This window comes from Janthinobacterium sp. NKUCC08_JDC, from assembly GCF_019345575.1.
GTDB classification, from domain to species: domain Bacteria; phylum Pseudomonadota; class Gammaproteobacteria; order Burkholderiales; family Burkholderiaceae_D; genus Janthinobacterium; species Janthinobacterium aestuarii.
The window spans coordinates 900,218-914,797 of record NZ_JAHKQW010000001.1; the positions used below are offsets into that span (position 1 = coordinate 900,218).

Here is a 14,580-nt window from a genome sequence, read left to right on the forward strand (position 1 = left end):
AAAACACCAGCATAGCAAAAAAACTATGCCGGTGCGCGGCGCAGCGGACGTTTCAGGTATTGCACCATCACCACGCCCAGCAGGGTCACGCCGCCGCCGATCACATCGTAGCTGTGCAAGGTTTCGCCGAGGAACAGCATGGCGATGATCACCGTGAACACAGGCAGCAGATTCATCAAGGTCGTCGCGCGGCTCGGTCCCAACTTGGCCAGGCCGTGCATCCACAAAAACGGCGCGATGATGGAGGCGGGGATGCCGGCAAACAGCACCAGCGGCAAGCCGGCGCTGGTGACAGGCGGCGCGGACTGGCTCAGGTAATACACGAACAGCACGGGCACGGCGCACCAGACCTGGATCAGCAGCGAATGCCAGTTATTCAGGGGAATCTTCCAGCGCTTGAGCAGCACGCCATAGCCCGCATACGACAGGCACGCCAGCAGCATCAGCGCGTCACCCACGGCCGCGCCATGGGCCAGCAGGGCGGCCGGGTCGCCATGGCTGAGCAGGTAAGCCAGGCCCAGCAGTGACACCAGGCCGCCGAACACGCCGCCCACGGTGGGCGCCTCACCGAGCAGCAGCACGGACAGGCCCACGGCCAGCAGCGGCATCATCGATGCGAGGATGCCCATATTGGTGGCCGTCGTCGTTTGCGCGGCGATGTAGGCGAGGCACTGGTACATGACCATGCCCAACATACCCAGCACAAACAGTTTGCCCAGATACGGTCGCACCACGGAGCGCTGCTTCCATACGGGACGGGCAAACACGAGCGCCAGCAGCACGCCGGCCAGCAGCCAGCGGTAGAACGAGATGGCGGCCGGATCGATCACGCCGACGGCCATCTTGCTGACGATGGTATTGATGGCCCAGATCAGCACGGCGATCACGGGTAACAGATAGTGCTTCACTTGCATGCGGCGTACTCCAGTATTCAAGACCGCCATTTTCGCATGGTCCGATTCCATGGATATAATGAATATCGGACAATCGATGCGAAGAACAGGACAAAGACACCATGGCCAGCAACCAGCATTTCCCCGCCGTTTCCGACACCCTGCCCCATCCCGTGTATTTCCGCCTCGACGATTACCGCGCGCACCAGCAGTTCGATTACCAGAGCCATCCTTGGGGACAGCTCACGTATTGCTCCACAGGCGTGATGGAAATCATGGTCGCGGGCCAGCGCTACCTGTCGCCGCCCCAGTACGCCGTGTGGATACCGCCCGAGACTTTGCACGACGGCTATATCCGCCAGGATGTCGTGTTTCACTCGGCCTACATCGACGCCAGCCTGTGCGCGCAGTTGCCGGCCCAGCCGTGCGCGCTGGTCATGAGCCCCCTGCTCAAAGCCATCCTCGGCGACTTTGCCGGGCGCCATGTCACCACGCCCGCCACCGAAGCAGACCAGCGCCTGGCGCAGGTGCTGGTCGACCAGCTGCAGCTGGCGCCGTGCAGCCGCAACTATCTGCCTGGCAGCGACGAGCCCGTCATTGCGGCGCTGCTGGCGGCCCTGCAGGCGGAGCCCGGCAGTAACCGCTCACTGGCCGAGTGGGCCGCGCAACTGCACGTGACGGAGCGCACCCTGGCGCGCCGCTGCCAGCGCGAACTGGGCATGCCGTTCGGCGAATGGCGCCAGCGCCAGCGCTTCCTGGCCGCCCTGCCCCTGCTGGAACGGGGCGACACCGTGCAGGCGATCGCGCTGGAACTGGGCTACAGCACGGCCTCCGCTTTCATCGCCATGTTTCGCCGGCAAAGCGGCGGCACGCCCGACCAGTTCCGCCGCGGCCTGCGCTGAAAAAGCGGACCGGCGCTATCCGCTTTGTCATATGAGGATGCTAAAATTCAAACATCTTTCCAGAGAGCAAAAGGACGCGCATGAACCCCAGCACCGAGACGGCCACCGATACCCAAGGCAACGAGGACATGCCCCAGGCATCAGCAACGGCCGTGACGGCGCCAGCGCCCCTCAAGCTCGACAAGGAAGAGATACCGACGGTGCTGGGCAAGCTGCGCACTCTGGTGCAGGACAAGACGCGTTTCGAACCGCACGACATCACGCCGCTGGACGAGGAAGACGTACTGCAGGAGTTTTCGCTGCAAGCGAACTACGCGCTCGAGGCGCGCTTCGAGCAGCGCGTCATCAATGGCTATTTCACGCCAGCGGGCAATGACTGCCGCTGCGGCTCCCACGAGGTGGGAGCGCTCGCTCACGCGCAGGAGAAGGAACGGCTGCGCCGCGCGGCGGGCAAGCTCGACAATGCCTTGCGCCAGCCAGGCCAGGCCTACAACGGCGTCGAGGCGGGCGTCTACCTGCCGCACGCCGTCAAGTACTGGCACCTCGATACCTGCAGCAACTGCACCGGCAGCGGCCGCATCAACTGCCACACCTGCTACGGCGCGACGACGGAAACATGCTGGAACTGCCACGGCGGGCGCACCGTCAGCTGCGACGCGTATGGCTGCTACGGCAGCGGCAAGGTGTCGTGCTCGTATTGCAGCGGCAGCGGCACCGTGTCCGAACAAGTCACCGACTACATCACGGTGCAAGTGCCCACTACCACCTACAGCAACGGCAGCTCGCACACCAGTTACCATAGCGAGACGCGGCCCCAGTACCGCACCGAATACCGTTCTTGCTACCATTGCAGCTACGGCAAGGTCAGCTGCAACACTTGCCACGGTTCCGGCAACATCAATTGCGGCACCTGCCGCGCCAGCGGCAAGGTCACGTGCCGCACCTGCAGCGGCGTGGGCGACTTGCGCTGCAACCCGTGCGACGGTTCCGGCAAGGTGGGCAAGGCGGCCTGGGTCGACGTGCATGTGACGCCCGGCTACAGCGTCAGCCTGCCCAAGCAGGCACCCGATGACGCGCGCCGCATCCGCGACAAGGAGAGCGTGCACTCACTGGCAGCCATTGCCAGCAGCCTGGCCCTGGCGAAAGTGAGCATTTACAATGAAGACCAGCCGCAAGAGGTCGACGCCCTGTATGCGGCCAAGCTGCGCATCGTGCGCCTCGATGCATCGTGCAACGCGGAAAAGCACCACCTGGTGGCGTACGGCACGGACTTGCGCTGGCTGACCCTGGACGACATCGTGGAAAAGCTGCTGCGCGGCGACCTCAAGGCGCTCAGCGACGCGCTGGCCGGCAGCGCCGACGACGGCCTGTTCTCGGCCCACGTGCAAGGTTTGCTGACGCCGCTGCGCGACGTGGCCGCCTCGGAACTGAATGCGGACGTGATCGAGTCCGTCCTCAGCGGCGACGCGGACCACGCGCACGTCGATGTCGTCTCCGCCGACTATGCCAACAATGTGCGCACCTGCGTGCTCGGCGCCCTGCGCCAGGTCTACACGCGGCTGGCCAAGCAATTCTGGTGGAAAAGCGCGCTGGCCGCGCTGGCCGTCGCCATCGCCACGTGGTTCTTCGCAGGACGCGGGGCGGCCGCCGTCGCAGGCCTGCTCGTCACGGGCGCCGGCTACTGGCTGTTCAACCGCAAGGTAAAAAACGTGCTGAGCGAGGCGCTGGGCGGCGAGCAGCAAGCCGAACGGGCCATGGGCATCGCCGGCAAGGGACGCCGCAACCAGCTGGCGCAAGTGCTGATCCTCGCGCCCGCCACTCTGGCCGTGCTGGCCGCCAGCTATGGCTTGCCCGTGCGTGTGCGCCCGGTTGCTCCACCGCCGCAAACGGCCATGGCGTCGGCGCCCATCGCGCCCCATGCGCCAGTCCCAGTGCCGCCAGATGCGAGCAGCGCCAAGGCCGTCAAGCTGTACGAAAATGGCGACAAGGTACAGGCGCTGGCCATGCTGGAAAGCCTGGTCGGCAAGGGCGACGCCGGCGCGTATGGCCTGTATGGCTGGATGCTGCTGATGGGCGAAGGCAAGCCCGGCCCCGTCACCGCGCCGACGGCGCAGCAGCGCGAAGCGCGCCAGGTGGCCGCAAAGCCCCTGATCGGCAAGGGCCTCGTGAAAAACGACAGCTATGCGCTGGCGGCGAAAGGCGTGATGCTGGCCGAAGGCTGGCAGGAACCGCGCAACATGGCGCGCGGCCTCGACCTGCTGAAACAGGCCGCGAACAAGGGCAATGCGCAAGCCATGCATTTATTGGGGCTGTACCACGTGCGCGGCTACCAGATTCCCGTCAACCACAAGGAAGCGCGCAAATGGTTCACCCTCGCCGCCGACAAGGGCAGCGCGGGCGACATCTACAACCTGGGACTGATGGATTGGGAAGGCGCGGGACTGAAACGCCCCGACCGCGCCAGCGCCATGCAGCGCTGGAAGATCGCGGCCGCCATGGGCGAAGAACGGGCCATCAAAGCCGTCGCGCAGGGAAAACCTTAAGCTGCCGCCGCCAGTGCCTGCAAGGCCATCGGATTCGGCGTCGGCTCGGCGACTTTTGTCAGCAAGTTGCGGTCCGTGTGGTGGAACGGTTCGTCCTTGCCGCGGATCAGCATGACCGTGTCTTCATCGTAGCCCCACGTGCCGTCGGCGTGGATATCGACCTTGATCCGGTATTCGACGGTGGTGAATGCGTGTTCGAGGAAGGGGTTCGAGCAGATGCCGTACGCCGTCGAATCGCGCTTGGCCACCAGTTCGAAACTGGTGGCGTCCGCCGTCGTCGTGCCGGACGCCATGGCGATCTGGCCGCGCGGAATCGCCAGGGTCTGGATCACGGCGCCCGTGGCCGGCTCCCACAGCCAGTAGCCCACCTGCTCATGGTACGTTTTCACTTGATCCGGCTTGGTGATGTGGATGTAGTAGCGCAAGCCGTAGAACAGTTGCGGGCCGTTGGTGACGGGGTCGATCGGCTGCAGTTCGATGCGCTCGACGAAGGCCTGCTTGCGCGGGCCATCCGCTTTCGGCTTGACGTCCAGGCCGCGCGTGCCCGTCCAGATGCCGGCCATGCCCGTCAAGGGGCCCAGGTTGTTGAGAGTGTGCACGTCGGCGGACGGCTCGGTGTAGATATCTTCGGGAAAATCGCTCATGCGGAAGTCTTCAAAATGGGGCAACAGTGCTTGCCGCCATTGTAAGACGCGCGCCCGCCGGCGGCAAAGCGCCAGCCGTCAGGGAAACTGCGTAGTGTGGCGCTCGATGAACAGCAGGGCGGCGGCGGCCAGCGCGGGGCGCTGCGCTTCGAACACCGTTTCGTCGCGCGCCTGCAGCAGATTGGCCGCCACCTCGGGCAGGTCCAGTGCGCCGGCGATGATCGCCGCCACCGCGTCGATATTCGCGTACAGGGCGCTGTCGTAGCCTTCCCAGTCCACATAGGCCAGCCATTCGGCCAGCATCACCATGCCGGCGACGGACGGCGCCAGGGACGCGATGCGCTCCGCGCGCAGCACGCTGTCGCTGCCGATGCCTTCCTGCTGCAGCACGGCCAGCGCCACGTGCTGCAGCGCGTCTTCCGGATCGCGCCGGTACTTGTTCAGCAGACGCTGCGTCAGCGTATAACGTTCGGCGTCGATGCCGCGCAAGGCGGCCGCCACGTCGTCATCATGCAGCGCCAGGTGGCGGGCCGCGCAAGCGACATCCACGCCGGCTTTCGCGGCGACGATATCGGTGAGCTGCTGCCGGCGCGCGTCCTCCATGCTTACACCAGCGGCTCGGTCGAACCGGTCAGGGTAAAGATTTCAAAGCCCGTTTCCGTCACGGCCAGCGAGTGCTCGAACTGCGCCGACAGCGAGCGGTCCTTCGTCACCGTCGTCCATTTGTCGGGCAAGACCTTGACCTGGTAGCTGCCCACGTTGAGCATCGGTTCGATCGTGAAGATCATGCCCGGTTCCAGCACGATGCCCGTGCCGGCGCGGCCGTAATGCAGCACTTGCGGCGTGTCATGGAAGACCTGGCCCACGCCATGGCCGCAGAAGTCGCGCACGGAGGAAAAGCCCTGCGCCTTGGCTACCGCTTCGATGGCGGCGCCCACGTCGCCGAGGGTCGCTCCGGGACGCACGGTGTGGATGCCTGCCATCATGGCGTCATACGCCGTGTTGACGAGGCGGTTGGCCAGGATGGAGACGGCGCCCACCTTGAAGGTGCGGCTGGTGTCGCCGAACCAGCCGTTGAACTTCGGCGTCACGTCGATGTTGAGGATGTCGCCCACTTTGAGGATCTTGGTCTCGGACGGGATGCCGTGCGTGACCACGTTATTGACGGAGATGCAGCTGGCGTGCTTGTAGCCGTGGTAGTCGATGGTGCCGGGGATGGCGCCGGCCGCGCGCATGAATTCTTCGCACAGGGCGTCGAGTTTGGCCGTCGAGACGCCCGGTTTGACGAAAGGCGCGATGTAGTCGAGCGTGTCGGCGGCGATGCGGCCGGCCGCGCGCATGCCGATGAAACCTTCTTCGTCGTGCAGCGGGATTTTCTTGCCGTGTTCAAGCTGGGTGGAATAGCGCATGGGGATTCTTTTCTTTGTTAGTGTGAGGTGGTATGGGCGGCCCAGCCGCGCACGGCGTCGTGCGAGGCGCGCAGCATGGCGTCGACGCTGGCCGGTATCGGCCGCTCCTGGGTCAGGTAAGGTTTGACGACGGCCACGGGCGCATCGATCAGCACGAATTTGAGCAGCATGTGATCGAGGTCAAGCTCCGCGGTGGCGGGCATGGCTTCGGCACAGCGGACAAAGCAGGCGTCGAGCGCGGCCTGCTCCTCTTCCACGGCGGCCAGCAATTCCTCGCTGAGGCCACTGTTGAAATCGGGGCTATCCGCGCATTGCAGCAGGAAGCGCGCATATACGGGCTTGCGCCGGCACCAGTCCAGCAAGCCATGCACGCCGGCCCAGGTGTCGCCGCCGAGCCAGCGGCTGGCCACTTCCTCGCGGAAGTCGCTTTTTACGCGCAGCCACGCGCGCGCCAGGATGGCGTTGCGCGAATCGAAGCGGTGATACACGGAGCCGATGGGTGCACCGGCCTTGACGGCGATGGCGGCCATCGAGACGGCGCCCACGCCGCACTGGGCGGCGACGGCGATTGCGCTGTCGATGAAGTTGTTTTCGTTGAATTTAGCAAGTCTGACCATTCAAATAGAATACAGATTCTATTTGAATTCGTCAAGCACCCAACCATGGACCCACACGAGCGGCAACACGACTGGCCCTGCTGCCTTACAATGGTATGCACGAACCGCCACAAGGAGAATCCGCTTGCTTACGCCCCCCTTCATCGCCTCCTCCCGCTTCGACGATCCACGCCTGGCGCTGGAACAGGTGCAAGCCATCTACCGCAGCAGCATCGAACACTTGCGCGATGCGCTGCAGCGCTTTGTCGCTGGCGAAGACATGCACGAACGTGTGCGTGCCTGCTACCCCTTCGTGCGTATCCAGACGGACACCGTGGCGCGCGCCGACTCGCCGCTGGCCTACGGTTTTGTCGCCGGCCCCGGTGTGTTTGAAACCACCTTGACGCGCCCCGACCTGTTCGGCGATTACTACCTGGACCAGTTCACCCTGCTGCTGAAAAACCATAACAGCGGCCAGAAAGTGCACCTGGAAGTGGGCGTGAGCGCCCAGCCCATCCCCGTGCATTTCTCGTTCGCCGAGCATGACCATATCGAAGGCAATATGGATGCGGGCCGCCGCTTGGCCATGCGCGACCTGTTCGACCTGCCCGACCTGTCGGCCATGGACGACGGCATCGCCAACGGCACGCACGAACCGGCGCATGGCGAAGCGCAGCCGCTGTCGCTGTTCACGGGACCGCGCGTCGATTATTCGCTGCAGCGCTTGCGCCATTACAGCGGCACGTCGCCGCAGCACTTCCAGAACTTCGTCCTGTTCACCAATTACCAGTTCTACATCGACGAATTCATCCGCCTGGGCCACGCCATGATGGACCGCGCGCCCGATGCGGCCGCGCCCTCGGACGACGACGGCTACATCGCCTTTGTCGAACCGGGCAACGTGGTCACGCGCCGGGTCGGCCAGACGGTCGAAAGCGAGGATGCGCTGGGCGCCGCGCCGCCGCGCCTGCCGCAGATGCCCGCCTACCATTTGCTGCGCGCGGACGGCAGCGGCATCACCATGGTCAATATCGGCGTGGGACCGGCCAATGCGAAGACCATTACCGACCATATCGCCGTGCTGCGCCCGCACGCCTGGCTGATGCTCGGTCATTGCGCCGGCTTGCGCACCACGCAAAGCCTGGGCGACTACGTGCTGGCGCATGCGTATGTGCGCGAAGACCACGTGCTCGACGAAGACTTGCCGCTGTGGGTGCCGATCCCGCCGCTGGCGGAAATCCAGCAGGCGCTGCAAACGGCCGTGGCGGAAATCACCCAGCTGACTGGGCATGACCTGAAACACATCATGCGCACGGGAACCGTGGCCAGCACGGACAACCGCAACTGGGAATTGCTGCCGCAGCGCACGCCGGAGCGCCGTTTCAGCCAGAGCCGCGCCATCGCGCTCGATATGGAGAGCGCGACGATCGCCGCCAACGGCTTCCGTTTCCGCGTCCCCTACGGCACCCTGCTGTGCGTGAGCGACAAGCCGCTGCACGGCGAAATCAAGCTGCCCGGCATGGCCAATCACTTCTACCGCGAGCGCGTCGACCAGCATCTGCGCATCGGCATCCGCGCCGTGGAACTGCTGCGCCGCCAGGGCGTGGACAGGCTGCACAGCCGGAAATTGCGCAGCTTTGCGGAAGTGGCGTTTCAGTAATAGCGCCTTTTCCAGCGCCAGCCGCCCCTGCCGGGCGGCTTTTTTTTGTCCTGCTGCCCGCCTTGTTCACCCCCGACATTGTCACAAAAAAACCACAGCTGTCTAGACAGGCGATCAGCAAAGACCGAACTTTCAATGATAATTGAACATAATTGCAAATTTAATTTATTTAACAATTGAAATTTGATACTTTCCTGCTTGCCACAAATAAAATTCATCCACCTTCATTCTGCCTCGTGCCATGCACCTGAACAAATACCCGGCAGTTCTTGACAGTCAAGATCAAAAAATGGTCTGATGAATTGCAAATTTAAAATACTAAATTTGTAAACATAGTCATTTTGAAAATACTTTCAAATAGCTACATAAAACCCTAAGGAAACTAAAGTTTCCTAGTTGGAGGATGGACAATGATTGAAAAGAAATTGAGCAAATCCTTGCGCATGATGTTTGCCGGCACTTTGGTCATGAGCGCAGGTTTCATGCACCAGGCCGTCCAGGCGCAGGAAGCCAAGGCTGGCGAGGAAAAAGTGCAGCGTGTGGTCGTCACCGGTTCCGCCATCAAGCGCGTGGATGCCGAAACGGCCGCACCGGTGGAAATCTACAGCAAGAAAGATATCGAGCGCACGGGCGCCACCAGCGTCGCTGAACTGGTGCGGAACCTGGCTTCCATCGACATCAATGACCAGGGCGAACTGAGCGCCAGCTCGCCTTCCGGTTCCGGCACCACCAACATCAAGATGCGCGGCTTGAGCGAACGCAACGTGCTGATCCTGTTGAACGGCCGCCGCCTGCCGACCAATGCGCTGGCTGACGGTTCGGGCGCGGGCGCCGCGGTCGACGTCAACGCCATCCCGCTGAGCGCGCTGGAACGCATTGAAATCCTGAAGGATGGCGGTTCGGCCATTTATGGCGCCGATGCCGTTGCCGGCGTGATGAACTTCATCACCAAAAAGAATTACCAGGGCCTGGAAGCGAAAACCAGCTACGGCCAAAGCTCGCGCTCGGACGCAAAGGAAAAGACGGCCAACCTCGTGTACGGTTTTGGCGACTATGACACCCAGGGCTTCAACGTGCTGGCTACGGTCGACATCTTCAAGCGCGATCCGATCTACCGCAAAGACCGCGACCTGACCCGTTCGGCCGACTTCCGCCGCTTTGGCGGCCCGGATGGCCGCAGTGGCTATCATCCTAGCGGCAATATCGTCGGCGGCGGCACCCTGGTGCCATGCCCACCTGACGATTTGAGCGACGGTTCCTGCCGTTTCGACGTCAACAAGACCTTGCTGACCTCGACCAACGGCGCCGACCGCGCCAGCGGCATGCTGATCGGCAGCCTGAAAATCAGCGACAGCATTCGCGCGTTCGCGGAATTTACCTATTCCGAAAGCAAGGATGACTTCTCGTCCCAGCCTGCGCCAGGCAACTTCAAGGTCGGCAACCAGACCGTTGCCGGCCGCTTCATGCAAATGGGCCCGCGCCAGACCAACCGCAAGGGCACGATGACCCAGTTCTCGACGGGCCTGGAAGGCACGACGCGCGGCATCGACTGGGACGTCGCCATCGGCAAGGGCGTCAGCAAGGCTACCAACCGCGATTCGAACTACGCACACTACGACCTGTTCAACGAAGCGATCGAGAATGGCACGATCAACCCGACCCGCACCGACAACCCGCAGGCCGCCGTCGACAAGATTCGCCTCACGCCTACGCGCGCCGGCAAGTCGGAACTGACCTTCTTCAACGCCAAGGCATCGGCGCCGATCATGGACCTGGCAGGCGGCGCGATGGCTTACGCCGTCGGCGTGTCGTACAACAAGGAAACGCTGAGCGACCAGCCCGACCAGAACCAGATCGATGGCCTGGTCTTCGGCAGCATCCAGCAGGCTGCCGTCAAGGCGGACCGCAATTCCAAGGGCATCTTCGGCGAACTGTCGATTCCCTTCCTGAAAAACGTCGAAGCGCAAGTGGCCGTGCGCTACGACGACATCTCGAATGTCGGCAGCAAAACCAGCCCGAAACTGGCCTTGCGCTATCAGCCCCTGAACAACCTGATGTTCCGTGGTTCGTATGCGGGCAGCTACTTGGCGCCATCGCTGAAACAGATGTATGGCGGCGTCGATGCGGGCGCCTATACGACGAACGACAAGGAAATCTGCGATGCATTCCCTTCGATCGCCGGCAACTGCAAAAACTTCGCCTACTACCAGGTCTCCGGCTCCAACAAGGACTTGAAACCTGAAACGGGCAAGACCTACAACCTGGGCATGGTGTTCTCGCCAGTGAACTCGCTGACGGTCAGCATCGACTACTTCAAGATCGACAAGAAGAACGAGATCGGCACCCTGACGGAAACCAAGGCGATCGAGCGCGGCAATGTCGAAATCAAGAATGGCGACGCACGCATCCTGCTGAACAACCAGAATCTGGCCACCACCGAAGTGCGCGGTTTCGATACGGACCTGCGCTACACATCGCCGCAAACGATGTTCGGCAAATTCACGATCCGCAATGCGTCCACCATCTACACCCGCATGGAAACGCAGGATACGGAAACCGATCCGGTGCAAAGCACGCTGAAGACGTTCATGAATCCGAAGTACCGCAACACGTTCACTGCCAGCCTGGAAAAGGACAATATGTCCGGCTCCCTGGTCATCCGTACGACGGGCGACATGATCGATTCGGACTTGCGCCGCGACGAAATCAAGCCGGGCACCCGCACGATTCCTTCGCACACGGAAGTGGATCTGACGGGCCAGTACGTGGCGATGCAAAACCTGACCTTCACGGCCGGCATCAAGAACCTGTTCGACAAGATGCCACCGTTTAGCGCGATGGGCGCCGGCAACCAGTACGGCACCCTGGGCTTTGCCCAGCTGTACAACGTGCGCGGCCGTTACTTCTACATCGGCGCAGGCTACAAGTTCATGTAATGCAGCGCCATCCCGGCGGCCTGAAATGGTTGCCGGTGCTACCCATGAAAGCCGCACTCCTGTGCGGCTTTTTCATGCCCGGCAGACGAAAAAAAAACGCTGCAGGCAGCGGTTTTCAAGGTAGGGAAACGCTTACAGGAAACGATCGAGTATCTTGCGCGTCGTCTTGTCGATATTGAACATGTCGCGTATCAGAAAGTGGATGCCGTGGTTATCGGCGATCAGCAGCGACGTGGCGCCGATGCGGCGGATGTCTTCCTCGCCTTTCAGCACGAACTGCGTCTCGCCCCGGTCCGTGTCCACGTACCACGTGCACGGCGTGGCGAAGCTGCTCACGCTTTTCACGCGCGCGATCTCGGGCATGAATTCGCGCCCTTCCAGCTCTTCCTGCAGCAGGCTGCGCGCCGGTTCCGGCAAGGCGTCGAGGCGGTCGATCCACGCCACTTCCTTGCCATTGCCCAGCACCAGCGAAATGCCTTCGTCGGGCGACTGGATGGGGAAGGCGCGCACGGGCGCCACGCCTTCAAAGACCTGGCCGTCCGCGTCCGTCATCACCAGCTTGCCGAAGGTGTCGCGGCTTAATGTAAAAGTTGTACTGGCCATGCTTATTCCTTGTCGTCGAGCGCGAGTTCGTTGTTGCGCGCCTGTGCTTCGTAGAGGCGGAAATAGGCGCCCTCTTTCGCCATCAGTTCATCGTGACTGCCCACTTCGACGACCTGGCCGCGGTCCAGCACCACCAGGCGGTCGGCGCGGTGCAAGGTCGACAGCCTGTGCGCGATGGCGATCGTCGTGCGGCCCTGCACCAGGTTATCGAGCGCCTTTTGAATCTCTTTTTCCGTTTCCGAGTCGACCGACGATGTCGCTTCATCCATGATCAGGATGCGCGGGTCGATCAGCAGGGCGCGGGCGATCGAGATGCGCTGGCGTTCGCCGCCGGACAAGCCTTGGCCACGCTCGCCTACCATCGAATCGTAGCCTTGCGGCAGGCGCAGAATGAATTCGTGCGCATGCGCGGCGCGCGCGGCGGCGATGATGTCCTGGCGTGTCGCGTGCGGCTTGCCGTAGGCGATATTTTCCGCGATGGTGCCGAAGAACAGGAACGGTTCCTGCAGCACCAGGCCGATATTGCGGCGGTAGTCGGACACGGCGAACGAGCGGATGTCGACGCCATCGAGCAAGATCGCGCCTTCCGAGACGTCGTAGAAACGGCAGATCAGGTTGACCAGGGTGCTCTTGCCCGAACCGCTATGGCCTACCAGACCGATCATCTCGCCCGCCTTGATGTTCAGGGTGATGCCGCGGTTGACGGCCCGGTTGCCGTAGCGGAAACCGACTTCGCGCAGGTCGATCCTGCCTTCGATCTTGTCCAGTTTCACGGGCTGCGCCGGTTCCGGCACGCTCGACACGTGGTCGAGGATGTCGAAGATGCGCTTAGCGGCCGACGCCGACTTCTGCGTCACGGAGACGATGCGGCTCATCGAGTCGAGACGGCCATAGAAACGCGTGCTGTAGGCGATGAAGGCGGTCAGCACGCCGACGGTGATTTCGCCGCGCGACAGTTGCCAGATGCCGAAGCACCAGATGACCAATAAACCCATCTCCGTCAGGAAGGAAACGGTGGGCGAGAACAGCGACCAGACCTTGTTCAGTTTATCGTTGACGGCCAGGTTGTGCGCATTGGCGTCGCGGAAGCGGGCCGCTTCGCGTTTTTCCTGCGCAAACGCCTTCACCACGCGGATGCCGGGAATCGTATCGGCCAGCACGTTGGTCACTTCGCTCCACACGCGGTCGATCTTTTCAAAGCCCGTGCGCAAGCGGTCGCGCACCAGGTGGATCATCCAGGCGATGAAGGGCAATGGCGCCAGGGTCATGATGGCCAGCCATGGGTTCATCGACCACAGGATCACACCCGTCATGATGATCATCAGCACGTCGGAAGCGAAATCGAGCAGATGCAGCGACAGGAAGACGCAGATGCGGTCGCTGCCGCTGCCGATGCGCGCCATCAGGTCGCCCGTGCGCTTGCCGCCAAAGAATTCCAGCGACAGTTTCATCAGGTGTTCATACGTGGCCGAGCGCAAATCGGCGCCCATGCGTTCGGACACCAGGGCCAGCACATAGGTCTTGCCCCAGCCCAGCAGCCAGGCCAGCAGGGCCGAACCGAGCAAGCCGCTCATGTAGTACACCACCAGCCACGGGTCGATATGCTTGCCGTTTTGATACGGGATCAGCACATTGTCCATCAGCGGCGCCGTCAGATACGGTGGAATCATGTGAGCGGCCGTACTCAGCAGCATCAGCATGAAGCCCAGGGCCAGCTGGCCACGGTAGGGATGGGCGAAGCGCCACAGGCGGAACAGGGTCCAGGTCGATGGCGGCGTGTGCAGCACCTTGGCGCAGATCGGGCATTCTTCCTGTTCCGGCTCCAAAGGCGCCTTGCAGCTGGGGCACACTTCCTGCTCCGCTTCCAGCACGGGCTGGCCCGTCAGGTGGCTGTCGAGGCGCTCGACGAACTGTTCCAGCACGCGGATCGCATGCAGGTTCTGGCCCAGGGTAAAACGCCACGACGCCAGGCGGCCGTGGTCGTCGAACAGTTCCAGGTGGCCGACGCCAGCGTGGTCGTGGTGCGTCAGGCGCAATCCGTGGCGGAAAGACCAACTTTTCCAGGTGGTATCGCCCGGCGAACGGGCCAGCAAACGCTTCTCGGTGACAACTATTATGCCTTTTGTGAAACGTAATCGCGCATCGAGGTCAACCTCAACGCTACTTAAAACGTTCTCCCCTGGAGAAAGGTTGCTCTCCACTTCCGCCAGCCAGTGTTCCGGCAGCGATGTGAGGGGAATAGTTGTTGCAGGAACACTCAGTTCAGTTGTCATCGTAAAGCATACTCCGGCTCGAGGCCAAGCCCTTCAGGGCGGGATTTGGGGGATGGGGCAGACGCCCGATCAATGTTTGTGTACTGCGCGATGGCGAGGTGGATGCACCAGTGGCAATTTC

At 62.6% G+C, this 14,580-nt stretch carries 11 protein-coding genes; 4 read left to right on the forward strand and 7 right to left on the reverse strand.

What is annotated here, in order from left to right; genetic code table 11:
• Nucleotides 1-23 precede the first annotated feature (23 nt).
• On the reverse strand, nucleotides 24-914 hold the full coding sequence (locus tag KO538_RS04150) for a DMT family transporter (protein WP_070303530.1): 891 nt from the start codon (nucleotides 912-914) through the stop codon (nucleotides 24-26).
• 101 nt (nucleotides 915-1,015) lie between these two features.
• Between KO538_RS04150 and KO538_RS04155 the strand changes: the two genes are divergently transcribed.
• Both KO538_RS04155 and KO538_RS04160 read left to right on the forward strand, forming a co-directional pair.
• Complete coding sequence (locus KO538_RS04155) at nucleotides 1,016-1,795, forward strand: helix-turn-helix transcriptional regulator (protein ID WP_072455213.1); 780 nt, start codon at nucleotides 1,016-1,018, stop codon at nucleotides 1,793-1,795.
• An 80-nt stretch (nucleotides 1,796-1,875) separates the two neighbouring features.
• Nucleotides 1,876-4,338, forward strand: a complete 2,463-nt coding sequence (locus KO538_RS04160; RefSeq protein ID WP_219327530.1) for a tetratricopeptide repeat protein — start codon at nucleotides 1,876-1,878, stop codon at nucleotides 4,336-4,338.
• Here the strand turns inward: KO538_RS04160 and KO538_RS04165 are convergent.
• The 4 genes from KO538_RS04165 to KO538_RS04180 all read right to left on the reverse strand — a co-directional run bounded on the left by KO538_RS04165 (nucleotide 4,335) and on the right by KO538_RS04180 (nucleotide 7,008).
• Complete coding sequence (locus KO538_RS04165; protein ID WP_219327531.1) at nucleotides 4,335-4,982, reverse strand: FABP family protein; 648 nt, start codon at nucleotides 4,980-4,982, stop codon at nucleotides 4,335-4,337. The two genes, KO538_RS04160 and KO538_RS04165, sit on opposite strands and share 4 nt — an antisense overlap.
• A 78-nt stretch (nucleotides 4,983-5,060) precedes the next feature.
• The gene (locus tag KO538_RS04170) at nucleotides 5,061-5,585 is read right to left on the reverse strand and encodes a hypothetical protein (RefSeq protein ID WP_219327532.1); all 525 of its coding nucleotides are present in this window, start codon (nucleotides 5,583-5,585) and stop codon (nucleotides 5,061-5,063) included.
• A 2-nt stretch (nucleotides 5,586-5,587) separates the two neighbouring features.
• Nucleotides 5,588-6,391 (reverse strand): type I methionyl aminopeptidase, encoded by an 804-nt coding sequence (gene map, locus KO538_RS04175; protein WP_051991081.1) that lies wholly within the window; start codon nucleotides 6,389-6,391, stop codon nucleotides 5,588-5,590.
• Nucleotides 6,392-6,408: 17 nt separating this feature from the next.
• A complete protein-coding gene (locus tag KO538_RS04180; protein ID WP_034750636.1) occupies nucleotides 6,409-7,008 on the reverse strand; it encodes a TetR/AcrR family transcriptional regulator in 600 nt (199 codons plus the stop codon).
• Nucleotides 7,009-7,132: 124 nt separating this feature from the next.
• Here KO538_RS04180 and KO538_RS04185 point away from each other — a divergent pair, with 124 nt between their 5' ends.
• Both KO538_RS04185 and KO538_RS04190 read left to right on the forward strand, forming a co-directional pair.
• On the forward strand, nucleotides 7,133-8,647 hold the full coding sequence (locus KO538_RS04185) for an AMP nucleosidase (protein ID WP_034750639.1): 1,515 nt from the start codon (nucleotides 7,133-7,135) through the stop codon (nucleotides 8,645-8,647).
• Between the two features lie 410 nt (nucleotides 8,648-9,057).
• Nucleotides 9,058-11,583, forward strand: a complete 2,526-nt coding sequence (locus tag KO538_RS04190; protein ID WP_034750642.1) for a TonB-dependent receptor — start codon at nucleotides 9,058-9,060, stop codon at nucleotides 11,581-11,583.
• 132 nt (nucleotides 11,584-11,715) lie between these two features.
• Here KO538_RS04190 and KO538_RS04195 read toward each other — a convergent pair whose 3' ends face one another.
• A complete protein-coding gene (locus tag KO538_RS04195; RefSeq protein ID WP_034750645.1) occupies nucleotides 11,716-12,186 on the reverse strand; it encodes a DUF1854 domain-containing protein in 471 nt (156 codons plus the stop codon).
• A gap of 2 nt (nucleotides 12,187-12,188) precedes the next feature.
• The gene (locus KO538_RS04200) at nucleotides 12,189-14,459 is read right to left on the reverse strand and encodes an ABC transporter ATP-binding protein (RefSeq protein WP_080698525.1); all 2,271 of its coding nucleotides are present in this window, start codon (nucleotides 14,457-14,459) and stop codon (nucleotides 12,189-12,191) included.
• Between the last annotated feature and the right edge of the window lie 121 nt (nucleotides 14,460-14,580).